Origin of the sequence: Roseicyclus sp., from assembly GCF_965662675.1 — a bacterium.
GTDB lineage: Bacteria > Pseudomonadota > Alphaproteobacteria > Rhodobacterales > Rhodobacteraceae > Roseicyclus.
Map to the genome: position 1 here is coordinate 25,649 of NZ_CBFIIK010000003.1, position 24,333 is coordinate 49,981.

The window sequence follows — 24,333 nt, forward strand, 5'->3', positions numbered from 1 at the left end:
CCGTGCCTTACCCCTGAAAGATAGAGATGACGGGGCCGACTTCAATGCGATTCCAAGAACTGGGCGAAATGGCCGCTGCCGGGGCGGAAAATGATCGCCGTCTGTGGCCCGATACCCAAAAGCGGACAGGCCACCAAATGATCGTCACGAAACAGCGCAGGCCAAGCATAGGCCGCGCGCGCAGGCCCTGAAAACGCTTTACTTTCTGTGCGTTGCGCCCATCCATCGGGGCCAAGCGCGCGCAGCGTAACCCCCGAAGGGGCGGCTTTGCCCACCACCCAGCGCCCATCCCAGCATGCACCCGCGCAGGCCGGAATTTGCCGATCGCGCAAGGCCGCACTCTCGCGAGAGAGGCGGATCGCCGCAGCGCGCGGCGTTGCGTCCACCCCATGCAGCGTCCCGCCGCCACCCGCCAAAAGCCGGTCAAGCAACCCTTCGAGCGCATGGGCGCGCGGCCTGTAGGGGCTTGAGGCCACCCATTGCAGCGCAGCCGCCAAAAGTCGCATCTGGCTGTCACGCTCCACCCCGGCCAACCCATCGCGGTCGATCAGCAGGTCGCCGGTGGAAAGCGCATTCACCCGCTCTTCGGTCACGATCCGCCCCGCGATATCGGCGACACGCGCCCGGCATGCCTGTGCCGCCCGGGCCATGCGGTCGGCGGTCTGGGCAAGCCCCTCCACCGACAGCCCCAGTGTCGCGATCGCGTGTCGCGCGCGCACCCGGTCGAAGCGCGGATCATCATTGGAGGGGTCATCAACGAATGGCGTCTTCAACGTCACCGCATAATGGCGCAGATCTTCGCGGCGTTCGGTCAGAAGCGGGCGCAAAAGCCACCATTGGCCGCTTGCATCGCGCACGGCGCGCGCCGGGGACATCGCGGCCAACCCCTCGACACCCGAGCCGCGCAAAAGCCGCAGCAAGACGGTCTCGGCCTGATCGTCTTGCGTATGGGCGAACAGCACATGCGCCAGATCGCCCCGCCACGCGCCGATCAGATCGCGCCGCGCCTGTCGCGCGGCATCTTGCAGATTGCCATGCCCATCCCACTGCCAGTGAAGCGTGTCATGCGCATGGCCCAAGGCGGCGCATTCGGCCGCGACCATCGCGGCCTCATCAGCGGCGGCGGGCCGCAACCCATGATCGATCGTCACGACACGCAACCCGATCCCCATGACCCGCGCCCAAGCATGGGCCAAGGCCAGCATCGCCATGCTGTCGCCCCCGCCCGAGACGGCAAGACCGATGGCAGGCGGGAAATCAGGGCCGAGCAACGCGCCCATGCGCGCGGCAAAGCGCGCCTCGAGCGTGTCGGATGTCACGTGCAGTTCAACCGGCTCCGCACGGCAAGCGCCTCGGATGCGGCGGGGCTTGTCGGAAAACGCGCGCCCACTTCGCTCAAGGTCAGGCAGGCCTCGTCGCGCTGGCCGATTTCACCCAAGGCAAGACCCAGATTGAGCAGCGCATCACTGGCCCGCGCGCCCGACGGGTCGGCGGTGAAACTGTCCAGATAAGCGCGGGCCGCCCGGTTCCAGGCGCTTTGCTGCGCCTCGGATTGGCCGCGCAGGAAATGCGCCTCGGCCGAAAGCGGACCGCCCGGATAGGTCTGGGTAAAGGCTTCGAAAAGCTGGGCGGCCTGCGCATAATCGGCCGCTTCATAGGCCGCGCGCGCGCGGTCGAAATCGCTTTGCTCGGCCACGGCAAGGTTGGCACCACTTGGCATCACCGGGGTCGCGGGAAGCGTGCCGGCACTTGCCCCTGCATCGCCCGCCCCACCCAAGGGAGGTGTCGCCGCCAGATCGCCGATCCGGCAATCGGGGGTCAGCTCGCACAGACGAAACTCCAGATCGCCGATGCGGTTGGTGCCATCGGTGACGACCCGCTCGACCCTGATCTGCAACTGTTCGGTCTGGTCGGTCAGGCGGCGCAACTCGGCCTCGATGGCGTCAATGCGTGCCAGCACCGTGCCGCCGCCGCCTGCGCCCATCGCCCCGCCTGTCGTGTTCAACTCGCCCCGCAAACGCTGCATCTCGACAAACAGCACCGACAGCTCTTGCCGGATATCGGCGAGGGATTGGGTGCGGTCTTGTGCCAGCGCCATGGGCGGGCACAAGCCGATCAACAGCGCAAGGATCAGGGCGTGACGCATCGGTTCAGACCCCAGCGCCCGTGCTGAGAACCGTCACGCCGCGGCGGTTCTGGCTGTAGCAGCTTTCATCGGAACAAATCTCGAGCGGGCGCTCCTTGCCAAAGCTGATCGTGTTGATCCGGTTGGCAGCCACCCCGCGCGAGACGAGGTAATCGCGCACCGCCGCCGCACGCCGCGCACCCAGCGCAAGGTTGTATTCGCGCGTGCCTTGCTCGTCGGCATGACCTTCGACAAGGGCCGTGAATTCGGGATTGGTCATCAGCCATTCGGCCTGCCCGTCCAGCACAGCCATGGCAGAAGCGTCGATGGTGGATTGATCGACTGCGAAAAGTACCCGGTCGCCGACGATCTGGTTGAAATAGGCGATGCTGCCCGGATCGGAGACCGACCCGAAGGCACCTTGCGCCCCGTTGAGGTTAATGGCGTCATCACCGCCACGCAGCCCGCCCTGCGCACAGGCGGACAGGGCCATGGCGGCGGTCAGGATCAGCGCTGTCGCGCGAAAAGAAAAGGTCATGATGCTCGGTCCTTGTTGTTTTTCTCAATATAGCATGGGCGTATGGCCCGCGTCCATGCGGGGGTTATGCTCAGGGCAAGCGCGGCGACCATGACGGGTCGGAGGCCATGCCCGGTGTCGCGACGCGCTGTAGGTTGCGCCCCGAGATATCGACGGAATAGACCGCTGGCGCACCATCGGCGCCTGCGGTTTCGCGGGTGAACATCAAGACGCGGCCATTGGGCGCCCATGTCGGCCCCTCATCAAGGAATGAGGCGGTCAACAGCCGCTCTTCCGAGCCGTTTGTGCGCATCACCCCGATATGGAAGCGTCCGCGCTCTTGCTTGGTAAAGGCGATGTAATCGCCGCGCGGCGACCAGACGGGGGTGCCGTAGCGCCCCGAGCCACGGCTGATGCGCTGCACCTCGCCGCCGCCTGCGGGCATGACATAGATCTGTTGGCCGCCGGTGCGGTCGCTCTCGAAAACCATCTGCCGCCCATCGGGCGAGAAGGAGGGCGCGGTTTCAATCGAGGGGGCATTGGTCAACTGGCTGCGCGCCCCACCGCCCACCGGCACGCGGTAGATATCGGTGTTGCCGCCTTGTTCCATCGAAAAGACCACGCTGCCGCCATCGGCGGTAAAGCGCGGCGAAAAGGTCATGTTGCCTGCCGATACCGCCTCGAGCGGGCGGCGGCTGACACTTGCCACATCCATCAGATAGACGCGCGGCTGGCCGCTTTCATAGCTGGTATAGATGATGCGATCGCCCGTCGGGCTGAAACGCGGCGCGAGAACAAGGCTACGGCTATCGGTCAGAAATTGCACATTCGCCCCGTCGTAATCCATCAAGGCCAGCCGCTTGAGGCGGGCGTTCTTCGGCCCTTCCTCATGGACGAAAACGACGCGGGTGTCGAAATACCCCGTCTCGCCGGTGATCCGCTCATAGACCTGATCGGCGACATTATGCGCCATCCGCCGCCAGCCATCGCGGTTGCCCACGAATTGCAGCCCGTCACCCAAGGGCTGTTGGCTGAACACATCGAACAGGCGGAATCGCACGATCAGGCGGCCGCCCTGCTGCTCGACCTCGCCCACGATCAGGGCTTGGGCGTTGATCGCCTGCCAATCGGGGTAGAGGATCGGCGCGTCGAAATTGGTGACGCTCGAGATATGCGCGCTGTCGGGGATTTGACGAAACAGCCCCGTGCCACGCAGATCGGCGGCGATGACGCGGGTGATGTCGGCGGCGGCATCGGCGGCCGCCCCGTTGCGCGCGATAAAGGCGGGGATGGCGAAGGGCATGGGTTCGATCACCCCTTCGGTGATCTCGAGGCGCAAGGGCCGGCTTTGCGCGCGCACCAGCGCGGGCATACTTGCCGCCGCCGCGAAAACCGAGGCGGAACGGATCAGGGAACGACGGGTCAACAACATGGATACACCTCTGGCCACGCGGAAAGCTTCCGCCAGCTTATGCTAATCGGGGCGCGCGACAAAATCATCTCAGACGCATCCCTTCGGGGTTGAAGACAAGCTCGACCTGCCGCCAATCATCATAGCTTTCGGCGGGCAGGCTATATCCGCTGGTCCCACAGCGCAGGATCGCGCGGCGGGCGGCCTCATAGGCTTGGCGGGCTGCGGCCTCTGATCCACCATCGAAGGAGATCAGGCGCAGCGAGCCATCGACGGGCCGGGCATCGGGGGTCATGTCGAACCCGACCACGACCGTCGTGCGCTGGGCCTCGTTGCTAAGCGAGCCGACATTCCAACAGGTCGACACAGCCACGCGGAACCCCTCGCGCGCGCCAGCGCTGAGCGGCGGGCCGGCGGGGGCTGCCGGGGCTTGCACCGCTTGGGCCACCGCCGAGGCGATGGCCGCGGCCAGCGGATCGACAGCGGGTTCGGGTGGCGGTTCTGGCGCGGGCTGCGGTTCAGGCGCAGCTGCGGCGACTGGTGTTTCGGCCGGGCGTGGGCGCTCGGGTCGCGTCGGCGGCCGGATCGAGGCGACGGGGCCAAGCGGCCCGCCCGAGGGCGTTTCCGCCTCGGTCACGATCTCGGTCGTGGCCTCTTCGGGGGCGGTTTCGGGCTGTGCCTCGACCGGGCTTGGCGATGGGGCTGGGGCGGTGGATTGGGTCACGGCCTCGGGGGCGGTCTCGACCTCGGGTTCGGGGGCGGGTGTGGGCAGGGGCGCGATCCGATCGGCGGCGCGCGGCGTCGGGCGGCCATCCTCGGGCAGATCGGGAGAGCCCGACAACGGCGCGGGTGGCGCCAGCGTATCGGTCACCTCACCCGGCGGGGTGGGTTCAGGCTGGGGTTCGGGTTCAGGCGCAGGTTCCGGCTCCGGCTCAGGCGTCGGTTCGGGGCGCGGCGGAGGCGGTGCAATTTCCAGCGCAACAGGCGTGGCCGCCGCCGTCAAGGCATCGAATTCGGCGGTCGACAAGATCGTGACGCCCGTGACCTCGAACACCGGATCAGGGCTTTCCTTGAACAAACCATCCCCGACCGCGACCCAAATCAAGAGCGCGGCATGTATCGCAGTCGAGGCGTAAAGGGACCGGCGCATCCGTTCCCCCCTTACTCTCCGCCACCGTCAAGCCGGGGGCCGCCGGAATCGGTCACCAGACCGATCTCGCGAAAACCACCTGCATTCAGTGCCCCCATGATGCGCATCACATCCTCATAGGGTATCGCGCCATCGGCACGCAGGAATATGCGCGACGATGCACGCTCGGCGGCAATCGCCTGTAGACGGTTGATCATCTCCTCAGGTGCGACCGCGGTAGTCTGGATCATCACCGTTCCATCAGGGGCCAGCGTCACCGTGAGCGGCTCTTCCTCCTCCGACGGCAGCGCTTCGGCGGCGGTATCGGGCAGGTCGATGGGCACGCCCACCGTCATCAAGGGCGCGGCGACCATGAAGATGATCAACAGGCACAAGATCACATCGACGAACGGCGTGACGTTGATCTCGGACATGGGCTTGAGATTGGCACGGCGGCCCCGTCCCCGGCGGCGTGAGCCGCTATTGGTTGCAACCGAGACACCCATCAGTCGAGCTGCCGCGACAGCAGGGTCGAAAACTCATCGGCGAAACCTTCCAGCCCGCTGACAAGACGATCGGCATCGGCACTGAGCATGTTATACAAGATCACCGCGGGGATGGCTGCCAACAGGCCCAAGCCCGTGGCCAGCAACGCCTCGGCGATACCGGGGGCGACGATGGCAAGCGACGTATTCCCGGAAATCGCGATTTCCTGAAACGAGCGCATGATCCCCCAAACAGTACCGAACAGGCCGACGAAAGGCGCCGCCGATCCGGTGGTCGCCAGAAATCCGAGACCTTGGGTCCAGCGTTCGCTTTCGCGCGCGATCGCCACATCCATCGAGCGGTCGACGCGCTGCTGCACCCCGGGGATCAAGGCGCCATCATCGCGCAAGGACCGCCGCCATTCGGTCATGCCCGCGACAAAAACGCGTTCATAGGCGCTGGCGGGTGCATCGGCGACGCGGTCATAAAGCTCGTCCAGCGGCTCACCCGACCAAAATGCCGCGTCGAAAGCACTCGCATTGGCGCGTGCGCTGCGAAACATCTTGAACTTGGTAAAGGTGACCGCCCAAACCCAGACCGAGGCCACGATCAAGGCGATCATGACAAGCTGGACAGTTATGCTTGCACGGAAAAACAGCGCAATAACGGTGTAATCCGCCTGCTGCGCGACAGCGAGTGTTTCGGTTTCCATAGTGTCTAAAGGTTTCCTCTGCCCCGGCCTCAATACGATATGGGCACGTTTTCCATGCCTCATTAAGGGTGGAGCATATCAGCTTATAAGGGGGATTGCGAACACTTCTCTGTCAGCGGCTGACATCTGCCGTGAACGTATCGAGCTTTGCGCGAAGTTCCGCCGGAAGCCGCGTGGCCCGCCCTTCGGCGTTCAAGACCACAATGATCACATCGGCGCGGAACAAAAGCGTCTCGCCGCGCCACACCTCTTGCGGCATGGCGAAACTTGCGCCTCTCACATCGGTGAGCCGGGTGCGCACCTGGATCTGATCATCGTATCGCGCAGGCGACAGGTAGTCGGCCTCGACGCGCCGCACGGCGAAGACCAGCCCGGCTTGTTTCATCGCCACCTGGTCAATGCCTGCCGCGCGCACCAGTTCCGAGCGCGCGCGCTCGATGAAGCGCAGGTAATTGGCGTAATAGACGATCCCCGCCAGATCGGTGTCTTCGTAATAGACGCGGATGGGCCAGATATGGGTCATTGCATCCGCCCCAGACGCGCGGCCACGCGCAACGCCAGCGCCGGATCGTCCGACGCCACGGGCAGCGCTGGATCATAAGCCGCCCGGATCAGATCGGCGATCTGCGGCTTGAGGATCGCAGGGCCGCCATCGCGTAGCACGGCAAGCGGCGATTGGCCAAGAAACGCCGTGTCCGACCACAAAAGGATCGTCTGCACGATCTGGCTGAGCGCGATGGTCTCGGCTGGTGCCTGCGCCATCGCGGCATCCATGCGGATGAACACAAAAGCCGCCTTGATCCCGCCGCCCGCGTCAAAGCGAAAGGCGCGGTATTGATTAGCATCGGCCGCCTGCAGCCGCACCACCAGCGCGCCCAGATCGGGGATCAGCCGGTCAAGATTGGGGGTTGCCGTCAACTCGGCCCAGTCGCGGATGAAAAACACCATCAGGTTCGCGCCCAGTTCCGGGTCGGTTTCAGCCATGCGGTGACCGGCCAGCGCCACCACCGCCTCGATCGCGCCTTTCAGGATGGACACCGTGCCATCCTCGACCCCGAACACCACCGGCACGATGGGCCGCCCCCAACGGGCAAACAGGAATTGACCATCCGCGCGGGTGAACAGCGCGGTGATGTCATCGGGGGACAGGGGGGAAAGGGTGGTATCGGTCATCGGCGCGCTCAGAACAGATCGCCCTGCCCCGGCATGGGCGGGGCGGCCAGCCCAAGATGTGTCCAGCCCTTATGTGCCAGCATCCGCCCGCGCGGTGTGCGCGCGATCAGGCCTTGTTGTAGCAGATAGGGCTCGATCACCTCTTCCAGCGTATCGCGGCTTTCCGACAGCGCGGCGGATAGGGTTTCCACACCCACCGGCCCACCCGCATAGTTTTCCGCGATCAAGCTCAAATACCGCCTATCCGCCCCATCAAGGCCCAGATGATCGACGCCCAGCCGGGTCAGCGCGCTATCGGCGATGGCTTGGGTCAAACGCCCATTCCCCTCGACCAGCGCGAAGTCGATTACGCGGCGCAACAGCCGCCCTGCAATGCGCGGCGTTCCACGCGCGCGCCCGGCGATCTCGGCCACGCCCGCGGGGTCGGCATCGATCCCCGAGAGCCGTGCACCGCGCGCCACGATCCGGGTCAATTCCTCGGTCGTGTAGAAATTGAGCCGCGTGGGAATGCCGAAGCGGTCACGCAATGGCGTGGTCAAGAGCCCCATCCGCGTCGTGGCACCCACCAGCGTGAAGGGCTGCAATTCGATCCGCACCGTGCGCGCGGCGGGGCCTTCGCCGATCACCAGATCAAGCTCGAAATCCTCAAGCGCGGGATACAGCACCTCTTCTACCGCGGGGTTGAGGCGGTGGATCTCGTCGATGAACAGCACATCGCGCGCCTCGAGATTGGTCAAGATCGCCGCCAGATCGCCCGCGCGCGCCAGCACCGGGCCGCTTGTCATACGGAAATTGACCCCCAATTCGCGCGCCATGATCTGCGCCAGCGTCGTCTTGCCAAGGCCGGGGGGGCCGTGGAACAGCACATGGTCCATCGCCTCGGCCCGACGCCGCGCGCTTTCGATGAAGACCGACAGGTTCGCCCGCGCCTCGGCCTGACCGATGAAATCATCAAGGCTTTGCGGCCTGAGCGCGCGGTCTGCATCTTCGGGCAAGGGCGCGGGGCGAAGGGTTGGATCGGGGTCTGTCATGTCTTGCATCTATGGCTGAGGCGCAAAGCGCACGCCACCCCCTTACTCTTTTGGTGCCAAAAGGCGCAGCGCCGCGCGGATGAGCGCTGACGCCTCGGCCCCCGGCGCATTGCCCGCCGCCTCGGCCACGGCGCGCGCGGCCTCAGACGGTGCATAGCCCAGATTGGTCAGGGCGGAGAGCGCATCAGCTTGTGCCGCGCCCGCGTTTGGCGCGGCAGGTTTGGCCTTGGGCATGGGCGCTGGCGCGTCCTCGACGATCAAAGGGTCGGACGCGGTGCCCGCCGCCTGCCCCATCGTGCCACCCAAGGCCATGATGCCCGGTGCCTTTTCCTTGAGTTCATTGACCACGCGCTGCGCAAGCTTCGGGCCGATCCCCGGCGCGGCCTTGACCGCACCCCAATCACCAATGGCAATCGCGCGCGCCACGCCTTCGGGGCCAAGCGTGCCCAAGATCGCCATCGACGCCTTGGAGCCAACCCCCTGCACCGTGATGAGTAGCCGGTGCCATTCGCGCTCATAGGGCGTGAGAAAACCGAAAAGCTGCAGCAAATCCTCGCGCACCAGAAGCTCGGTATAAAGTGCCACCGCCTGCCCCGCGCCCGGAAGGGCCGCCAAGGTGCGGTCCGAACAATGCACCGTGTAGCCCACGCCGCCCACATCGAGCAGGACATGATCGGCGGCCTTGTAATCCACCCGCCCCGTCAGCTTGCCGATCATGATGCCGCCCCGATGGCTTGGGCCAGACGCCCTGCCGATTGCGCGTGAAAGGCGTGGCAGATCGCGATCGCCAGTGCATCGGCGGCATCTGGCCCCGCCGGATCGCAACCCGGCAATTGCAGCCGCACCATGTGTTCGACCTGTTGCTTCTCGGCATGCCCCACGCCGACGACCGCCTTTTTCACCGCATTGGGGGCATATTCCGCCACGCTCAACCCCGCTTGCGCTGGCACCAGCATCGCAATGCCGCGCGCCTGCCCCAGCTTGAGGGTGCCTGCCCCATCCTTGTTGACAAAGGTCTGCTCGACGGCGGCCGCCTGTGGCGCATGGCGCGCGACAACCAGGCTCAATTGCTCATAAAGCACCAAAAGCCGCGCCGCCAAATCACCCGTACCAGACAAGATATGCCCGTTGGCCACATGCCTGAGCCGCGCACCATCAACCTCGATCACACCCCATCCAAGACATCTCAGCCCCGGGTCGATCCCGATTATCCGCATCTGCCCGTCCTCGCCCCGCAATTGACAGCCCATTTCGTGGCCTTTCTGCATCACTAGCACGAAAGGCGAACATTGCCTAGCGAATGGTCCCTTTGTCGCTGTGAAAAGTCGCTTTTGACCGATGTCGGAATCGCACCGCCAAAAAGCGTCATCCGACGATGTGAAAGCGACATTGAATTTCCCGAAAACCCCTTTGATTATTGCGCGAAACGGCTCCTTTCGAGGCATGCGCAGATTGCATGTGACCCATGCACAAACGCGCATTGTGTGCCGTATTCCGCACATCTAGATGCGGCGTCTGAACACAGGCTCAACGCACTCGCAGCGCTTGGCCGAAAAGTTGAACCCGAAAGGAAACGCCAGATGGCCCTTATCACGAACCGCCCCCTCGGCGCCGGCTTCGGCGCATCCCGTCTTCTGGCCGAAGTTTTCGGCCGGATCGCCGCATGGAATGACGCGCGCGTCACGCGCAAAAGCCTCTCGGCCTTGACCGACCGCGAATTGGAAGATCTGGGCCTTGTGCGCGGTGATATCGACGATATCGCCCGCGGCACCTATCAGCGCGGGTGAACCAACCACTCCCGAAAATAAAGGCGCCCCCGAAGCAGATCGGGGGCGCCTTTTTCTTTTATTGGCAAGATCGTTCTGGACAGCCCGTCAAAGGGCCACCGCAGATTGTCGCCAAGCCATGATATACCCCCATATCCAATCATACTGGCCGACCACCCACATGGTCAGTTGATCAGGCATAAGGATACGCGCCGCGGCTTGTTCGAAGCGCGATCCACTCAGCAGTCGCAGCATCTCCAACTGATAAAGCTCCAAGCCAAGGAACCAGATCAGATAGGCCTTCACCATCACGGCGATGACGAAAGCCAAAATCAGGCCCTTGAGCGGGAAACCAAATCTCAGGCGACGCTGTTTCGGCACAAGAAGACCGTTCGATTGCAACACGAACTCGCCCACCACCCGGTCACGCCGGGCACGGTTAATTCGATCCACGCGAGACCGAAAATTAGGATAGTCCTGATTCATTGGGCAACTCGAACGTTCAAAGTTGCCCCCACCGCGTGGATATTTACCACGAGTCGCCGAAAACTGCGAGTGAATTGGGGCGGAATTTAGGCGTGTTTACGGCACAAGGTCAGCGTGGCCCAATCCCCGATCTCGCGATGATCCTTCAACTCGAAACCCGCCGCGACATAGGCGGCCGTCACATCAGGCGCTTGATCGATCAAAAGCCCCGACAAGATGACATGACCATCCGCGGCTGAATGCGCGGCCATATCAGGCGCCAACTCGATCAGCGGACCCTTGAGAATATTTGCAAAAACAAGATCATAAGGCGCGCGCGCGGCAAGATCGACATGGTCGAAACCAGCCGCCTCCACACAGGCGATACCCCCCGCCACACCATTGGCCGCAGCATTGGCCAAGGCAACATCGACGGCGACCGGATCGATGTCAGAGGCGATGACATCCCCCTCCAAAACCTTGGCGGCAGCGATGGCAAGAACCGCCGTGCCACAACCGATATCGGCCACATTTTTGAACGAATTCCCAGCGTTCAACAGTTTGTCCATCGCTTCGAGACAACCTTGCGTCGTCCCATGATGCCCTGTGCCAAAGGCCATCGCAGCCTCGATCAACAGGCCGATCCGCCCATCCGGCACCTTGTCGGCATCATGCGCGCCATAGACGAAGAACCGCCCGGCATTTACGGGGTGCAATTCCCGGCGCACATGCGCGACCCAATCGGTTTCGGGAAGTTCCGATATCGCGAAAGGCCGCGCCCCATGCGCTGCGGCCAGCAACATCAGCGCGATCTCGTCGGGCGCCTCGGTGAAATAAGCGCCGACTTCCCATAGACCTGACCCGTCCTCCATTTCGAAGACGCCGACGCCGGTCGGCTCGGGCGTCATCTCTTCCAACGCAGCACCCAGCGCCTCGGCCATGATCTTCTCGGGCAGGGTCGTCAGCGCGGTCCAGGTGGGCATTTGCGGGCTCCGTTCGGGTCAGGTCAAACTCGCCCTGCCCCTACGCGCTTGTCCCGCTCTTGGCAACGTCCGCGCCGCGCCGCGCGACCAATGTGGTCTCATGTCCCGGTTCGGGGTGGCGCGGCACAAGACAGGACAGGCCCAAGGACACCGCTGCCATCCCCGCCGCCAGTACAAAGACCGATATCGGTGATGTAAGCCAGACATAGCCCAGCAATGCGGGCAAGAACACGGCCGCGATATGGTTGATGGTGAAAGCCACCGCCGCCGTCGGCGCGATATCGCCGGGATCGGCGATCTTCTGGAAATAGGTCTTGATCGCCAAGGCCAGCGCGAAGAACAGATGATTGGCGATATACAGCCCCGCCGCCACCATAGGGCCCCAGTCAAAGATATAGAGCGCGGCATAAAGCAAGAAGATGGCACCCAACCCGCCATATTCCACGATCAAGGCCAACCTTTCCCCGAAGCGCGCCACCACCGCCCCCAAAAGCGGTGCCACGACCATATTGGCAAGCAGCGTCACCATGAACAGCGCCGTGACCTCATGCACGGCAAAGCCATAGCGCTCTACCATCATGAAAGCCGCGAAAACGACGAAGATCTGCCGCCGCGCGCCCGACATGAATTGCAACGCATAATAGAGCCAATAGCGCCGGCGCAGCACCATCTTCTTGGTCTGCGGGTTCGGGCTTTCGAATTGCGGATAGGCCCAAAGGCACAGCAGCGCGATCGCCGCCGTCACACCGCCCGCCAGCCAATAGACAAGATCATAGCTCAGATCATAGGCCCGCCATGTCAGCACGATCAGCCCATAGGCAAGGAATGTCGCCCCCGAGCCTACGGCCATCAACCAGCCCAGAACCTGCGGCGCGCGCTTCTTGTCGATCCATTGTAACTGCAGCGATTGGTTGACCGTCTCGTAATAGTGAAAGCCGATCGAACTGATCAGCGTGATCATCAACAAGCCACCCAAGCTAGGAAATTGCGCCGTCAGCGCGGTCGCCACACCAAGCATCAAAAGCGACACCAGCCCCAGCAGCTGCTCGCGGATAAAGATGATCAAGGCAATAACCCCGATGGCGAAAAACCCCGGTATCTCGCGCACGGTATGCAGCCAGCCGATATCGGCCCCGTCGAAACCCGCCATCTCGATGACGAAATTGTTCAGCAGCGCCGACCAAGTGGCAAAGGCCACCGGCATGGCGAACGCCATCAGCACCAAAAGCGCAATGGGGCGCCGCCAGAACGGCAGCCCTTGCGCCTGCGCAAGCGAGAGGGTGCTGAAACGATCGCCATATGCCATGGATCGCCCTTACGCCCCTTCGCCGCCCGCGTCCATCGCCTCGAAAGCGCGGATCACCGCGTCATCTTTGCTTTTCAAATACTCCGGGGGTGCGGGGGCAGCGCCCCCGTGACCCGAGCCCCGCCAAGGGCGGGGCGCGACACCAGCCGCGCAGCCGTAGTCTGCACCTTTCGATCGACGCAGGGGTCAGCTGGCCAATACATTGCGAAAAGCCCAAGGCTCTTCGGGGTCGATATCCTCGGGAAACAGTTCCCAGCGGTCCTGCAAAGGCGTCCAATCAGTATAATGCGCCTCGACCGGGCCCAGATAGGGCCGCTGCACCTCAAGGCAGCGCGCATGATCCATCTCATCGGCCTCGACGATCCCCGCACCGGGGTTCTCCAAGGCCCAGACCATCCCCGCCAGAACCGCACTCGTCACCTGTAGCCCGGTGGCGTTTTGATAGGGGGCAAGATCGCGCGTCTCGGCATTGGACAGGCGCGAACCGAACCAAAGCGCGTTCTTCTCGTGGCCATAGAGCAGCACGCCCAACTCATCGATCCCCTCGACGATCTCATCTTCGGCAAGGATATGATGCTTTTCCTGCGCCCGCCCCGAGCCGAACATCTCGTGCAAGCTCAGCACCGCGTCGTCGCAGGGATGATAAGCATAGTGACAGGTCGGCCGATATTCCGGCGCCGCGCCTTGGCCCACGGTGTAGTAATCCGCGATCGAGATCGCTTCGTTATGGGTGACCAGAAAGCCGAATTGCGGCCCCGGCGTCGGGCACCAGCTATGCACGCGGGTGATCGCGCCGGGACGGTCCAGCCAGATCGCGGCCTGACAGCCGGTATCGTGGCGATAGCCGTTCTCGGGGAACCACGGCTCATGCGTGCCCCACCCCAGCTCCGCGGGCTGGAACCCTTCGGCGATGAAGCCCTCGACCGACCACGTGTTGACGAAGACGCCGCGCGGGCGCGGCACACGGCGCGCCTGGGTGTCGCGCTCGGCGATATGCACACCTTTTACACCCAGATCGCGCATCAGCCCCGCCCAAGCGGCACGATCTTGTGGCATACCGACATCATGCCCGGTGTCGCGCGCCAGCGTCAAAAGCGCCTCTTTCACGAACCATGACACCATGCCGGGATTGGCCCCGCAGCACGAGATTGCGGTCGACCCGCCGGGGTTGGCGGCCTTTTCATCGCGCACCGCTTGGCGCAGCGCATAATTGGTGCGCGCGGCATTATCCGTCGTGCCGAAGTAATAGCCCGCCCAAGGCTCTACCACGGTGTCGATATAAGGAACGCCGATCTCGCGGCAGTAGCGCATCAAGTCGAGCGAGGATGTATCGACACTCAGGTTGACGCAAAACCCTTTTCCCGGCTCCAAAAGACGGCCCAGCACGGCGCGGTAATTCTCGGGCGTCAGCGCCTCTTGCACATGGGTCAGGCGATGCTGGCGCAGGAAGTTGGCCTGTGCCGCGTCGGGTTCGATCACCACCAGCTTGTCGGCATCATAATCGAAATGCCGTTCGATCAAGGGCCAAGTGCCTTTGCCGATCGAACCGAAGCCGATGATCACGATCGGGCCGTCGATGCGGCCGTAGATGGGATGGGTCTGCGCCATTCGTGGGGCCTCCTATCGCCTGAACGAAACAAAAAGGGCCGCGCCAGCTTGGCACGGCCCCCTGAACTTGCGTGCAACAGTTATCAGTTCTGTGCGTAGTATTCGATAACGAGATTCGGTTCCATCACCACCGGATAGGGCACATCGCCCAAGCCCGGGGTGCGCACGAAGGTGGCGATCATCTTGGAATGATCGACCTCGAGGTAATCGGGAACATCGCGCTCGGCCAATTGCACGGCTTCGAGAAGCACGGTCATCTGCTTGGACTTCTGACGCACCTCGATCACATCGCCTTCCTTCACGCGGTAGGAGGGGATGTTCACCCGCTGACCGTTCACCGTCACATGGCCGTGGTTCACGAACTGGCGTGCGGCGAAGATGGTGGCGACGAATTTCGCGCGGTAGACGACAGCGTCCAAGCGGCGCTCGAGCAGGCCGATGAGCAATTCGCCCGTGTCACCACGGCGACGCTCGGCTTCGGTGAAGATGCGGCGGAACTGCTTTTCGGTCAGATCGCCGTAATAGCCCTTCAGCTTTTGCTTTGCGCGCAGCTGCAGGCCGAAGTCCGACATCTTGCCCTTGCGGCGCTGACCATGCTGGCCGGGGCCGTATTCGCGCTTGTTCACCGGGGATTTCGGACGACCCCAGATGTTCTCACCCATCCGGCGGTCGATCTTATACTTGGCAGAGGTGCGTTTGGTCACCGTCTGATCTCCTCTTCATGCATCGAGAGGGCGTTGTCCTTTCCCCGGATTTTGCCGAGGCGACAGGCATTCCCTTGCGGGGGCCACCAACACCAATATGAACAGCGGCCCATTCGGACCGCCGCGTGAGCGCGCCGTTTAGGCCGAAGCGGCGGGGCTGTCAATGCCGCGCGGACACCGCATGCGCCGGTGCGCCATGTAAAAGGATCGCGGCCTCGGCGCGGCTGACCATACGCCGGGCGGGTGGGCCGTAAAGATCGGGGTTGTCCGACAATTCCGGGCGCAGGTCGAACAACAGGTCGCGCTGCGCCCCGTTCAGATGATCGAGGCCCATGAAGCCGGGATGGAATGTCTCTACCTCCAGCCCATTGGCCCAGATCACCTCGTGGCGTTCCAGCATCAGGTGGATGTACCATGTCTCGCGCAGGGAATGATCGATGGTGATGAAGCGATCGCCCACCAGATCGGCGGCGCGCACCAGAACCTCGTCCTCGCCCCAGAGATCGCGGGCGGCGCGCCCCTTGACCAGAACGCGATGCTCGGGGCTGACCACCAGATCATCTTCGGGTCGGTCAAGCCCCAATGCCCCGCGGCGCAACCTGACGGGGCGCTGTTCGGGCATGGCGAAAAGCCGCGCGCCCGACATGCGGCGATGGCCTGACCACAGTACCTCTTGGGGGCCGCTGTCGCGGGTCAAAAGCTTGTCGCCCGGCCCCAGATCCTCGATCGCCATCTCGCCTGTCTCGGTTTTCAGCCGCGTGCCGGGCGTGAAACAGATGACCGAGGGCCGTTCGGACGGGGTCGCGCGCAACATGCGCTCGGAGCAATGCAAAATGGTCAGATCGCGCTCGGGCGGCGGCATCTCACCCAAGAAAAGCAGCACCGGCTCGGCCGCATCATCGAGATTGATCGGCACAATGGTAAAGAGCTTGCGTTGATCCGTGACCACGAAGGCCCCGCGAAAGATCGGGTCGGCCTCGTCAGCGGCGATTTCGGCAGCACTGGGTGCGGGGCGCTGCATCAGCTTGCGCACCACACGTGCCGCGCGGGCGCGCAACTCGACATGTTCGGCGCTGTCTTGCAGCAACAATGCGCCGCCCTCGCCCGCCAAAGGGATCGCGCGGCCCTGCCAACGCCATGTCATGCCTTCCGAAAGATGAAGATGCCCTTGTGCCGGATATCCATCCAGCATGGTCTGCGCCCATGTGATCACGAACGCGCCCCGAAAGCCCGTGCTCATTGCCCCGCCTCATACTCGTTACGCGGCCAGCCGTTGATCGGCCATGCCTTTCGCAAAGGGTATCAAAAGTGATTCGCTATGTATAGCGCTCGATTCGCGCCGAGACACAAAATATCAGAATCGCAGGTTCAAACTGAGCGATCCGACAAGCTGGCCCTCGGGCTGACCCACGAATTCTTCGGACATGTAGGTCACGCCGTAGAAGAAATTGCTGGTGCCGACCGCGTAATTCGCGCCAAGGCGCAGCCTTTGACGCGTGGGTTCGACCATGTAGCCGCGGCTCTCGGGCAGAAAGACCGAGCTGTCGACATGCGCGACATCGCCGCCGATCAAAAACGACCAGCCGCTGCCTTCCGCATCCACGATGCCCGCGATGCGCTGCCCGGTAATAGGATCGCGCGCGCGCAAACCGCCTTGCCCCAGCGTGCCGATGGTCAGATCGACCCCGGCGCGGGCCATGTTCTCGACCCCGGCCTGAAGCTCGGCAAAGGGGCGCAACTCGCCCCATGACAGCGCGACCGCTTTCGCCATTTCTACCGTGCCGTGCAGATAGACACCGTTGGCGACTTGAAACCCTTCGACATCCATCCGTGGCATCGAGAACCAATCATGGATTTGCGACTGCAAGCGCCGCACGCCCGATTGTTCGCCCGTCACGACCAGATCGGCCCCCGCCGTCACATCGAGCCCCTGCCATCCCAGATGCGTGTGCGCGCCAAGCCACAGGCTACCGGCATAAAGCCGGTCCCCCGGCGCGGGGCGGGCCAGATTGTCAGGCGCCATCACCTCGCCACGCAGGCGATATTCCATGATCGTGAAGGGTTGGTTGGGCAACGCACCGAACCATTCCGCGCCGCGAAAGGCGCTGACCCCGTAGCCACCCGAACGCCAGCGATCTTGCCTGTCGGCGATGGTGTCATTGGTAAAGACCCGCGCCATGCCGAGCGCTTGGCGTCCATCGACGTCTTGGGCCAAGGCCGGGGCGGCCCAGCCCAGAACAGCGATCGCCAAAGCCCCGAACCGGGTGAAACCGAAACCCATGATACCGACCCACGCAAAACAGCGGCGCAAACGCCCGCCCGTTACCCCGACTTATGCGGCGGAATGCGGCGAAAATGTGGCGCGGCGCGGCCTTATCTCAGCCACATTTCGAATAGCCGCAACTGTTGCAGGTCAGGCACCCTTCGGCCATGCGCATGTCGTATTGCCCGCAAGACGCACAGGCCGGGCCGGGTTTGTGGCCCAGATTGACCACCTCGGCCTGCGGGTCGGATTTCAGCCCCATCCCCTCGCCCGCGATGAAGCCGATAGAGATCATGTGCCGTTCGATCACGCCTCCGATGGCCGCCAAGATCGACGGCACGTATTTGCCGTTCATCCACGCGCCACCACGCGGATCGAACACGGCCTTGAGCTCCTCGACCACGAAACTGACATCGCCCCCGCGCCGGAACACCGCCGAGATCATCCGCGTCAGCGCGACGGTCCAGGCGAAATGCTCCATGTTCTTGGAGTTGATGAAGACCTCGAAGGGCCGCCTGTGGCCCGACAGCACGATGTCGTTGATCGTGATGTAAAGCGCATGCTCGCTATCGGGCCATTTGACCTTGTAGGTATGCCCCTCAAGCGTTGCGGGGCGGTCCAGCGGTTCGGACATATAGATGACTTCGCCGCTTGCGGCCTCGACGGCCTCGGGGCCATCGGCTTTATCGGCGGTCTCGGAAACCGACAGGACCGATCCCGTCACATCATTGGGCCGATAGGTCGTGCAACCCTTGCAGCCGGTGGCGTAAGCTTCTGCATAAACATCCTTGAAGCTTTCGAAATCGATATCAGCCGGCACATTGATGGTTTTCGAGATCGAGCTGTCGATCCAGGGCTGAGCCGCTGCTTGCATGCGGACATGGTCGAGCGGTGCCAGCGTTTGGGCGGTCACGAAGTGATCGGGCAACGCGGTATCACCAGCATAAGCGCGCCATGCCTTCACGGCGTAATCCACCACCTCTTCCTCGGTCCGGCTACCATCGGGTTGCAGCACCTTTCGCTTGTAGGAATTGGCGAAGATCGGCTCGATCCCCGAGCTGACATTACCCGCGAACAGGCTGATCGTGCCCGTAGGCGCGATGGAAGTCAAAAGCGCGTTCCTCAGCCCGTGTTGCGCGATCAAGGCCTGCACTTCCGCATCAAGCCGCAAGATCATCGGTGCCTTGGCATAGGCCGCCGGGTCATAAAGCGGGAAAGCCCCCTTTTCAGCCGCCAGCAAAGCCGAGGCGCGATAGCTGGCATTGGCGATCAGCCGCAGCCATTCACCCGTCATCTCGGCCGCCTCGGGCGCGCCGTAGCGCAGCCCCACCATCGCCAAGGCATCGGCCAGACCCGTCACACCAAGCCCGATCCGGCGCTTGGCGCGTGCCTCGGCGGCTTGTGCCTCCAGCGGGAAGCGCGAAGCATCGACAACATTATCCATCATCCGCACCGACAGCGCCACAAGATCGGCAAGCTTGGCGGGATCGATCCTTGCGTTCGCGCCGAACGGATCATCCACCAGCCGCGACAGGTTGATCGACCCCAAAAGACATGCCCCATAGGGCGGCAAGGGCTGCTCTCCGCAGGGGTTGGTCGCCGCGATCGTCTCGACATAGTTGAGGTTGTTTTCGGCGTTGATGCGGTCGATGAAGATCACGCCGGGTTCGGCATAATCATAGGTCGCGCGCATGATCTTGTTCCACAGATCGCGCGCCTGCACCGTGCGGTAGACCCGCCCCCCAAAGACCAGATCCCACGGGCCGTCGGCCTTGACCGCCTCCATGAAAGGATCGGTCACAAGAACCGAAACATTGAACATGCGCAGGCGCGCGGGGTCCGATTTCGCGTCGATGAAGGCCTCGATATCGGGGTGATCGCAGCGCAGGGTCGCCATCATGGCACCACGACGACTGCCCGCCGACATGATCGTGCGGCACATCGCATCCCAGACATCCATGAACGACAGCGGCCCGGATGCATCGGCGGCCACGCCCAAAACCTCGGCCCCCTTGGGTCGGATGGTTGAGAAATCATAACCGATGCCGCCACCCTGCTGCATGGTCAGCGCCGCCTCGCGCAGATTGTCGAAGATACCGCCCATGCTGTCGGGCACCGTCCCCATGACGAAGCAGTTGAACAGCGTCACCGACCGCCCCGTGCCCGCACCCGCCACGATACGCCCCGCGGGCAGGTATTTGAAATCCTCGAGCGCGGTGTAGAACCGCTCTTCCCACCCGGCCTTGTCTTGTTCGACATCGGCCAGCGCACGCGCGATGCGGCGCCATGTATCCTCGACCGACTGGTCGATGGCGCTGCCATCGCCTTGCTTGAGACGATATTTCATATCCCAGATTTGCTCGGCGATGGGGGCGGCGAAACGGGTCATTGGCAGGGCTCCTTTGGGCAGACGCACAACATAGCGCGACCGGCCTTTGCGATCAACAGATTGCAGCGGCGCGTGAACGCCCTACGATATGCGGTAGAAACTCGGGATTCTGTGGAGCAGTCTGTGAGTAAGTCGGGGACAATTCATCTGATCAAGCTGTGCGTCGGCGCAGAGCGGGTCGAAGACCTGACTGATTGGCAGGCGACAGCGCGGGCCAAAGGCCCCGACGGCCTTCCGCGCCATGTCACCCGCATGTGGCCCAAACGCGCCGAAGAGGTGCTGAATGGCGGCGCGCTTTACTGGGTGTTCAAGGGGTTGGTGCTATGTCGCCAACCTATCTTGCGGCTTGATGCTGTGGATCGTGGCGACGGGATCGCGCGCTGCGGCATCGTGCTTGACCCGACGATAATCCGCGTGGCTCCGACCGCCAAGCGACCCTTTCAAGGCTGGCGCTACCTTGCCCCCGAGGACGCACCGCGCGATTTGCCCAAGGGCCGCGAGGCCGAAGAAGCGCTGCCGCAAGCGTTGCAAAATGCATTGGCTGAAATCGGTGTTCTGTAGCGGCCCCTTCAAGCCGCGCCGATGAGGCCCACCAGATGGGCCAGCGCCGCCTTTTCCGCCGCGCCCCATTCCGCCCCGCGCGCACGAAACAACGTCGCCTCGGAGCGGTGGATCAGCCCATCCTCCAAGATGCGCAGGTGATTGGCGCGCAAAGTCTCACCGGTCGAGGTGATGTCGGCAATCGCCTCGGCGGTGCCATGGGCGACGGTGCCTTCGGTCGCCCCTTGGCTGTCGACAAGCTGATAATCGGCAACCCCCGCCTCACGCAGGAACTCGCGCACGAGGCGGTGATATTTCGTGGCGATCCGCAGGCGGAACCCGTGCTTGCGCCGAAAGGCGGCCGCGACCGCATCGAGATCCTCAAGGCCCGTCACATCGATCCAGCAGGCGGGCACGGCGATCACCAGATCGGCATGGCCGAACCCCATCGGCGCCACCACCTCGACCGCTTGATCCCAAGCGGGGATGCGTTCTTGCACAAGATCAGAACCGGTGACGCCCAGATGGATGCGCCCCGCCGCCAATTCGCGCGGAATCTCACCCGCGGCGAGCAGCATCAAGCTCATATCCACCCCGTCGACGGCGGCGGCATATTCGCGCTCGGAGCCCGTGCGCCGCATCTCGACGCCGCGGTCGGCGAACCAGCCGAATGTCTTGTCCATCAGCCGCCCCTTGGAGGGCACCCCCAGCCGGATCGTCATGGTGCCCCCCCCGCCGTCAGCCGCATCACCAACTCGGGCCGGATCACGCCGCCCACCGCAGGGATCGCGCGGCCATCGCCCAAGATCCGCGTCAGCGCGTCATAGCGCCCGCCCGATGCGACAGGCGGCAGATCGGCCTGCGCCGCGGCCCAGAAGCCGAAGACAAAGCCGTCGTAATATTCCATCGTGGTACGTCCGAAATTCGCCTCGAACGGCAGGGTCGCGACATCGATGCCGGCGGCAGAAAGCGCAGCCGTCCGCGCGGCGAGCCGGTCGACGGCCGGCGACAACCCCGGCAGATCGACACAGATATCGCGCAGATGTTCCAGCGCATCGGGCAGCATCGCCTTGAGCGACAAGATCCCGCCCAGAACCTCGGCCTGTGCGGCGGGGATGGGCGCGGTTGCGGCATCGGCGGCAAGGGCGTCCAGACGCGCGGCGACCTCGGCCATGCTGCGCAGACCGATTTCGGGTGCGGCCCCAGCCAATAGCTTTGCTGCACCCTTATCCGCCAACGCAGCGATCAAAGATGCGCGGGCAGGCGCGGCAGCCTTGGCCCCGGTGAAGCGGTCAAGCAGCGCGCGAAAGCGGCGCGGGCGCCAGATGTGGCGGCGCAGCGCGGCCTTGCGCGCATCCGAGGTGGTCAGCGTATCGATGGCAGCTGACAGAATGCCGATATCGCCCGTCACCGCACGTAGATCGAGCCCGCCAAGCGCGCGGGAAAACAGCGCGAACACCTCGGCATCGGCGCGGGTCGGATCGGCGCGGTCGAACACCTCGTATCCCACTTGCAGATATTCGCTGGGCCGGCCCGAGCCTGCGGCCTGCGTGCGGAACACCTCGCCCTGATAGCAATAGCGCGCGGGATCGGCCCCGCCCTGCATATGCATCTGCACCACCGGCACGGTGAAATCGGGGCGCAGCATCAATTCGCCCCGGTCGGGGTCATGGGTGACATAGGCGCGCGCGCGGATATCTTCGCCGTAAAGATCGAGAAGCGTCTCGGCGGGCAGCAAAAGATCGGCCTCGACGGGTTGAGCGCCCGCCGCGGTGAAGATGGCCTGAAGCCGTGCTGCCTCGGCCCTGAGGGCGGATTTGTCGCTCACCTGTGGCGATCCAGAATGGCGCGGGTCTGGGCCACCAAATCGGCCAACGGCACCTCGATTTGCGCGGGCTGGGATTTCCATTCCTCCAACGTCGCCTCCCCAGCCAGTTTCGCGCCGAGGATCAGATCCTTAATCTGAACCACCCCGCGTGCGGCCTCGTCCCCGCCCTGGATGATCGCGACGGGGCTGGCCCGTTTGTCGGCGTATTTGAGCTGGTTGCCGAAATTCTTGGGGTTGCCCAAGTAAACCTCGGCGCGGATGCCTGCAGCGCGAAGCTCGGCGGCCATGCGCTGGTAATCTTCCATGCGGTCGCGATCCATCACGGTAACGACGACGGGGCCTTGGGCCTCGCCCGAGAGCCGCCCCTTGGCGCGCAGCGCGGCAAGCAAGCGGTCCACGCCGATGGAAACGCCGGTGGCCGGAACCTCTTGCCCGGTGAAGCGCTTGACCAGATCGTCGTAGCGCCCGCCCCCCGCCACGCTGCCGAATTGGCGCGGACGGCCTTTTTCGTCGAGGATTTCAAAGGTCAGCTCGGCCTCATAGACCGGGCCGGTGTAATAGCCCAAGCCCCGCACGACCGAGGGGTCGATGACGATGCGGTCAGGGCCATAGCCTTGGGCGTTAAGCAGGGATGCGATGGTTTCCAACTCGGCCACGCCGTCGCGCCCGATTTCCGAGCCAGCGACCAATTCATAAAGCCGCGCGACCGTGGCCTGTGCGCTATCGCGGCGCGCGTCCATGAAACCCATGATCACATCGGCCTGCGCCTCGGCCAGCCCTGCACCGTGGGTGAAATCGCCGCTTTCATCCTTGCGGCCCGCGCCCAGAAGCGCGCGCACGCCGCCCTCGCCCAAGCGGTCCAGCTTGTCGATGGCGCGCAAGACGATGCCGCGCGCATCCTCTTGATCCTCGCCCGACAGGCCCGCGACCTCAAGCACGCCGTTCAAAACCTTGCGATTGTTGACGCGCACGATGTAATCGCCCCGCTCGATCCCCACGGCCTCAAGCGCGTCCGCCAACATGCCGCAAATCTCGGCGTCGGCGGCCACGCTGGCCGCACCCACCGTATCGGCATCGCACTGATAGAACTGCCGAAACCGCCCCGGCCCCGGCTTCTCATTGCGCCAGACAGGGCCCATCGCGTAGCGGCGATAGGGGCTGGGCAAATCGTTGCGGAATTGTGCCGCGACGCGCGCAAGCGGCGCGGTCATATCATAGCGCAGCGCCAGCCATGTGCCCCCTTCGCCCTCATCCTCTTGCCACGAAAAGACGCCGGCATTGGGTCGGTCGACATCGGGCAGGAACTTGCCCAGCGCCTCGACGGTTTCAACGGCGGCGGTTTCCAGCGGGTCGAAGCCATGGGCGTGATAGACGCGCGCGATCTTGTCCAGCATCTGCTGGCGTTCCAGCACCTCGGCGCCGAAAAAGTCACGGAAGCCTTTGGGCGTCTCGGCCTTGGGGCGGGGCTGTTTGCGGTCTTTGGCCATGGGCGGCATATCCCTCGGGTCGGGGTCGGGCATCGTCTAGCGGAGGGGGGCGCGATCGGCAAGGTCACGCGGGGGGATGTGCTGACGGCGGGCAGGCTATAGGCTAGGCCAACTGCACTGCGCGCCGCAAAGCGAGGCCCCATGACCGATATGACCGCCTATGAAGAACGCATCGCCCATCTTGCCCGCATGCTCGACGATCTATCCGAAGTCGTCGCGCGCCAAGACACCGAGATCGCACGCCTGACACGCCGCGTGGAAATGATCATGGCGCGCGAGGCCGAACGCGAGTTCGCGGCGGGCGGCAGCGTGCCCTTGGCCGATCAAAAGCCGCCGCATTGGTGAGCGCCCCAGAGTCCTTGTGTGCGGGGGGCGCTGCCCCCCGACGGCCCTTGGCCGTTCCCCCCGGA

At 64.0% G+C, this 24,333-nt stretch carries 26 protein-coding genes; 3 read left to right on the forward strand and 23 right to left on the reverse strand.

Annotated features, from left to right (window positions below; genetic code table 11):
- Nucleotides 1-41: 41 nt before the first annotated feature.
- The 12 genes from tilS to ruvC all read right to left on the reverse strand — a co-directional run bounded on the left by tilS (nucleotide 42) and on the right by ruvC (nucleotide 9,801).
- The gene (tilS, locus tag ACTG4J_RS01280; RefSeq protein ID WP_439136751.1) at nucleotides 42-1,280 is read right to left on the reverse strand and encodes a tRNA lysidine(34) synthetase TilS; all 1,239 of its coding nucleotides are present in this window, start codon (nucleotides 1,278-1,280) and stop codon (nucleotides 42-44) included.
- Between the two features lie 35 nt (nucleotides 1,281-1,315).
- Nucleotides 1,316-2,146: a tol-pal system protein YbgF gene (gene ybgF, locus ACTG4J_RS01285; RefSeq protein WP_439136682.1), complete on the reverse strand. Its 831-nt coding sequence runs from the start codon at nucleotides 2,144-2,146 to the stop codon at nucleotides 1,316-1,318.
- A 4-nt stretch (nucleotides 2,147-2,150) separates the two neighbouring features.
- Nucleotides 2,151-2,663, reverse strand: a complete 513-nt coding sequence (gene pal / locus ACTG4J_RS01290) for a peptidoglycan-associated lipoprotein Pal (protein ID WP_439136683.1) — start codon at nucleotides 2,661-2,663, stop codon at nucleotides 2,151-2,153.
- 70 nt (nucleotides 2,664-2,733) lie between these two features.
- The gene (gene tolB / locus ACTG4J_RS01295) at nucleotides 2,734-4,074 is read right to left on the reverse strand and encodes a Tol-Pal system beta propeller repeat protein TolB (RefSeq protein ID WP_439136684.1); all 1,341 of its coding nucleotides are present in this window, start codon (nucleotides 4,072-4,074) and stop codon (nucleotides 2,734-2,736) included.
- 64 nt (nucleotides 4,075-4,138) lie between these two features.
- Entirely contained in the window at nucleotides 4,139-5,203 is a 1,065-nt protein-coding gene (locus ACTG4J_RS01300) for a hypothetical protein (RefSeq protein ID WP_439136685.1), read from the reverse strand.
- Nucleotides 5,204-5,214: 11 nt separating this feature from the next.
- Nucleotides 5,215-5,688, reverse strand: a complete 474-nt coding sequence (locus ACTG4J_RS01305) for an ExbD/TolR family protein (protein ID WP_439136686.1) — start codon at nucleotides 5,686-5,688, stop codon at nucleotides 5,215-5,217.
- Nucleotides 5,688-6,380 (reverse strand): protein TolQ, encoded by a 693-nt coding sequence (tolQ, locus tag ACTG4J_RS01310; protein WP_439136687.1) that lies wholly within the window; start codon nucleotides 6,378-6,380, stop codon nucleotides 5,688-5,690. Before tolQ ends, ACTG4J_RS01305 begins: the two co-directional genes overlap by 1 nt.
- Nucleotides 6,381-6,492: 112 nt before the next feature.
- Nucleotides 6,493-6,903, reverse strand: coding sequence for a tol-pal system-associated acyl-CoA thioesterase (ybgC, locus tag ACTG4J_RS01315; protein ID WP_439136688.1), 411 nt, complete (start codon nucleotides 6,901-6,903; stop codon nucleotides 6,493-6,495).
- Nucleotides 6,900-7,553, reverse strand: coding sequence for a hypothetical protein (locus tag ACTG4J_RS01320; protein ID WP_439136689.1), 654 nt, complete (start codon nucleotides 7,551-7,553; stop codon nucleotides 6,900-6,902). The genes ybgC and ACTG4J_RS01320 overlap by 4 nt, the downstream gene beginning before the upstream one ends.
- Before the next feature lie 8 nt (nucleotides 7,554-7,561).
- On the reverse strand, nucleotides 7,562-8,584 hold the full coding sequence (ruvB, locus tag ACTG4J_RS01325) for a Holliday junction branch migration DNA helicase RuvB (RefSeq protein WP_439136752.1): 1,023 nt from the start codon (nucleotides 8,582-8,584) through the stop codon (nucleotides 7,562-7,564).
- Nucleotides 8,585-8,626: 42 nt separating this feature from the next.
- Nucleotides 8,627-9,301, reverse strand: coding sequence for a Holliday junction branch migration protein RuvA (ruvA, locus tag ACTG4J_RS01330; RefSeq protein WP_439136690.1), 675 nt, complete (start codon nucleotides 9,299-9,301; stop codon nucleotides 8,627-8,629).
- A complete protein-coding gene (gene ruvC, locus ACTG4J_RS01335; protein WP_439136691.1) occupies nucleotides 9,298-9,801 on the reverse strand; it encodes a crossover junction endodeoxyribonuclease RuvC in 504 nt (167 codons plus the stop codon). The genes ruvA and ruvC overlap by 4 nt, the downstream gene beginning before the upstream one ends.
- 363 nt (nucleotides 9,802-10,164) lie before the next feature.
- Here ruvC and ACTG4J_RS01340 point away from each other — a divergent pair, with 363 nt between their 5' ends.
- Nucleotides 10,165-10,371, forward strand: coding sequence for a DUF1127 domain-containing protein (locus ACTG4J_RS01340; protein WP_439136692.1), 207 nt, complete (start codon nucleotides 10,165-10,167; stop codon nucleotides 10,369-10,371).
- An 87-nt stretch (nucleotides 10,372-10,458) separates the two neighbouring features.
- Here the strand turns inward: ACTG4J_RS01340 and ACTG4J_RS01345 are convergent, their stop codons facing one another.
- The 8 genes from ACTG4J_RS01345 to ACTG4J_RS01380 form a co-directional block, all read right to left on the reverse strand.
- Nucleotides 10,459-10,836 (reverse strand): hypothetical protein, encoded by a 378-nt coding sequence (locus tag ACTG4J_RS01345; protein ID WP_439136693.1) that lies wholly within the window; start codon nucleotides 10,834-10,836, stop codon nucleotides 10,459-10,461.
- 86 nt (nucleotides 10,837-10,922) lie between these two features.
- Nucleotides 10,923-11,798: a 50S ribosomal protein L11 methyltransferase gene (locus ACTG4J_RS01350; protein ID WP_439136694.1), complete on the reverse strand. Its 876-nt coding sequence runs from the start codon at nucleotides 11,796-11,798 to the stop codon at nucleotides 10,923-10,925.
- A gap of 40 nt (nucleotides 11,799-11,838) precedes the next feature.
- A complete protein-coding gene (locus ACTG4J_RS01355) occupies nucleotides 11,839-13,104 on the reverse strand; it encodes an MFS transporter (RefSeq protein WP_439136695.1) in 1,266 nt (421 codons plus the stop codon).
- A 186-nt stretch (nucleotides 13,105-13,290) separates the two neighbouring features.
- On the reverse strand, nucleotides 13,291-14,712 hold the full coding sequence (locus tag ACTG4J_RS01360) for a homospermidine synthase (RefSeq protein ID WP_439136696.1): 1,422 nt from the start codon (nucleotides 14,710-14,712) through the stop codon (nucleotides 13,291-13,293).
- A gap of 83 nt (nucleotides 14,713-14,795) precedes the next feature.
- Nucleotides 14,796-15,416, reverse strand: coding sequence for a 30S ribosomal protein S4 (gene rpsD, locus ACTG4J_RS01365; protein ID WP_439136697.1), 621 nt, complete (start codon nucleotides 15,414-15,416; stop codon nucleotides 14,796-14,798).
- 160 nt (nucleotides 15,417-15,576) lie between these two features.
- The gene (locus ACTG4J_RS01370; protein WP_439136698.1) at nucleotides 15,577-16,656 is read right to left on the reverse strand and encodes a Hint domain-containing protein; all 1,080 of its coding nucleotides are present in this window, start codon (nucleotides 16,654-16,656) and stop codon (nucleotides 15,577-15,579) included.
- A 114-nt stretch (nucleotides 16,657-16,770) separates the two neighbouring features.
- Nucleotides 16,771-17,697 (reverse strand): lipid A-modifier LpxR family protein, encoded by a 927-nt coding sequence (locus ACTG4J_RS01375; RefSeq protein ID WP_439136699.1) that lies wholly within the window; start codon nucleotides 17,695-17,697, stop codon nucleotides 16,771-16,773.
- A gap of 97 nt (nucleotides 17,698-17,794) precedes the next feature.
- Complete coding sequence (locus ACTG4J_RS01380; RefSeq protein WP_439136700.1) at nucleotides 17,795-20,068, reverse strand: adenosylcobalamin-dependent ribonucleoside-diphosphate reductase; 2,274 nt, start codon at nucleotides 20,066-20,068, stop codon at nucleotides 17,795-17,797.
- A 123-nt stretch (nucleotides 20,069-20,191) separates the two neighbouring features.
- Between ACTG4J_RS01380 and ACTG4J_RS01385 the strand changes: the two genes are divergently transcribed.
- A complete protein-coding gene (locus ACTG4J_RS01385) occupies nucleotides 20,192-20,629 on the forward strand; it encodes a DUF1489 family protein (protein WP_439136701.1) in 438 nt (145 codons plus the stop codon).
- A gap of 8 nt (nucleotides 20,630-20,637) precedes the next feature.
- On the opposite strand, the gene hisG is transcribed toward ACTG4J_RS01385, so the two are convergent.
- The 3 genes from hisG to hisS are packed head-to-tail and all read right to left on the reverse strand — an operon-like array spanning nucleotide 20,638 to nucleotide 23,923.
- Nucleotides 20,638-21,330, reverse strand: coding sequence for an ATP phosphoribosyltransferase (gene hisG / locus ACTG4J_RS01390; protein WP_439136702.1), 693 nt, complete (start codon nucleotides 21,328-21,330; stop codon nucleotides 20,638-20,640).
- Entirely contained in the window at nucleotides 21,327-22,436 is a 1,110-nt protein-coding gene (locus ACTG4J_RS01395; protein ID WP_439136703.1) for an ATP phosphoribosyltransferase regulatory subunit, read from the reverse strand. Before ACTG4J_RS01395 ends, hisG begins: the two co-directional genes overlap by 4 nt.
- Complete coding sequence (gene hisS, locus ACTG4J_RS01400) at nucleotides 22,433-23,923, reverse strand: histidine--tRNA ligase (RefSeq protein WP_439136704.1); 1,491 nt, start codon at nucleotides 23,921-23,923, stop codon at nucleotides 22,433-22,435. Before hisS ends, ACTG4J_RS01395 begins: the two co-directional genes overlap by 4 nt.
- 141 nt (nucleotides 23,924-24,064) lie before the next feature.
- Here hisS and ACTG4J_RS01405 point away from each other — a divergent pair, with 141 nt between their 5' ends.
- Nucleotides 24,065-24,268, forward strand: coding sequence for a SlyX family protein (locus ACTG4J_RS01405; RefSeq protein ID WP_439136705.1), 204 nt, complete (start codon nucleotides 24,065-24,067; stop codon nucleotides 24,266-24,268).
- Nucleotides 24,269-24,333 lie beyond the last annotated feature (65 nt).

Coding starts and splice junctions, on each gene's coding strand:
- ACTG4J_RS01300 (WP_439136685.1), bottom strand. CDS start 5,203: ATGCGCCGGTCCCTTTACGCCTCGACTGCGATACATGCCGCGCTCTTG.
- ACTG4J_RS01405 (WP_439136705.1), top strand. CDS start 24,065: ATGACCGATATGACCGCCTATGAAGAACGCATCGCCCATCTTGCCCGC.
- tilS (WP_439136751.1), bottom strand. CDS start 1,280: ATGGGCGCGTTGCTCGGCCCTGATTTCCCGCCTGCCATCGGTCTTGCC.
- ACTG4J_RS01380 (WP_439136700.1), bottom strand. CDS start 20,068: ATGACCCGTTTCGCCGCCCCCATCGCCGAGCAAATCTGGGATATGAAA.
- ACTG4J_RS01340 (WP_439136692.1), top strand. CDS start 10,165: ATGGCCCTTATCACGAACCGCCCCCTCGGCGCCGGCTTCGGCGCATCC.
- ybgF (WP_439136682.1), bottom strand. CDS start 2,146: ATGCGTCACGCCCTGATCCTTGCGCTGTTGATCGGCTTGTGCCCGCCC.
- tolB (WP_439136684.1), bottom strand. CDS start 4,074: ATGTTGTTGACCCGTCGTTCCCTGATCCGTTCCGCCTCGGTTTTCGCG.
- ACTG4J_RS01370 (WP_439136698.1), bottom strand. CDS start 16,656: ATGAGCACGGGCTTTCGGGGCGCGTTCGTGATCACATGGGCGCAGACC.
- ACTG4J_RS01320 (WP_439136689.1), bottom strand. CDS start 7,553: ATGACCGATACCACCCTTTCCCCCCTGTCCCCCGATGACATCACCGCG.
- ruvC (WP_439136691.1), bottom strand. CDS start 9,801: ATGCGGATAATCGGGATCGACCCGGGGCTGAGATGTCTTGGATGGGGT.
- ACTG4J_RS01375 (WP_439136699.1), bottom strand. CDS start 17,697: ATGGGTTTCGGTTTCACCCGGTTCGGGGCTTTGGCGATCGCTGTTCTG.
- hisG (WP_439136702.1), bottom strand. CDS start 21,330: ATGACGATCCGGCTGGGGGTGCCCTCCAAGGGGCGGCTGATGGACAAG.
- pal (WP_439136683.1), bottom strand. CDS start 2,663: ATGACCTTTTCTTTTCGCGCGACAGCGCTGATCCTGACCGCCGCCATG.
- ACTG4J_RS01350 (WP_439136694.1), bottom strand. CDS start 11,798: ATGCCCACCTGGACCGCGCTGACGACCCTGCCCGAGAAGATCATGGCC.
- ybgC (WP_439136688.1), bottom strand. CDS start 6,903: ATGACCCATATCTGGCCCATCCGCGTCTATTACGAAGACACCGATCTG.
- ACTG4J_RS01345 (WP_439136693.1), bottom strand. CDS start 10,836: ATGAATCAGGACTATCCTAATTTTCGGTCTCGCGTGGATCGAATTAAC.
- ACTG4J_RS01305 (WP_439136686.1), bottom strand. CDS start 5,688: ATGGGTGTCTCGGTTGCAACCAATAGCGGCTCACGCCGCCGGGGACGG.
- ruvA (WP_439136690.1), bottom strand. CDS start 9,301: ATGATCGGCAAGCTGACGGGGCGGGTGGATTACAAGGCCGCCGATCAT.
- ACTG4J_RS01355 (WP_439136695.1), bottom strand. CDS start 13,104: ATGGCATATGGCGATCGTTTCAGCACCCTCTCGCTTGCGCAGGCGCAA.
- tolQ (WP_439136687.1), bottom strand. CDS start 6,380: ATGGAAACCGAAACACTCGCTGTCGCGCAGCAGGCGGATTACACCGTT.
- ACTG4J_RS01360 (WP_439136696.1), bottom strand. CDS start 14,712: ATGGCGCAGACCCATCCCATCTACGGCCGCATCGACGGCCCGATCGTG.
- ruvB (WP_439136752.1), bottom strand. CDS start 8,584: ATGACAGACCCCGATCCAACCCTTCGCCCCGCGCCCTTGCCCGAAGAT.
- hisS (WP_439136704.1), bottom strand. CDS start 23,923: ATGGCCAAAGACCGCAAACAGCCCCGCCCCAAGGCCGAGACGCCCAAA.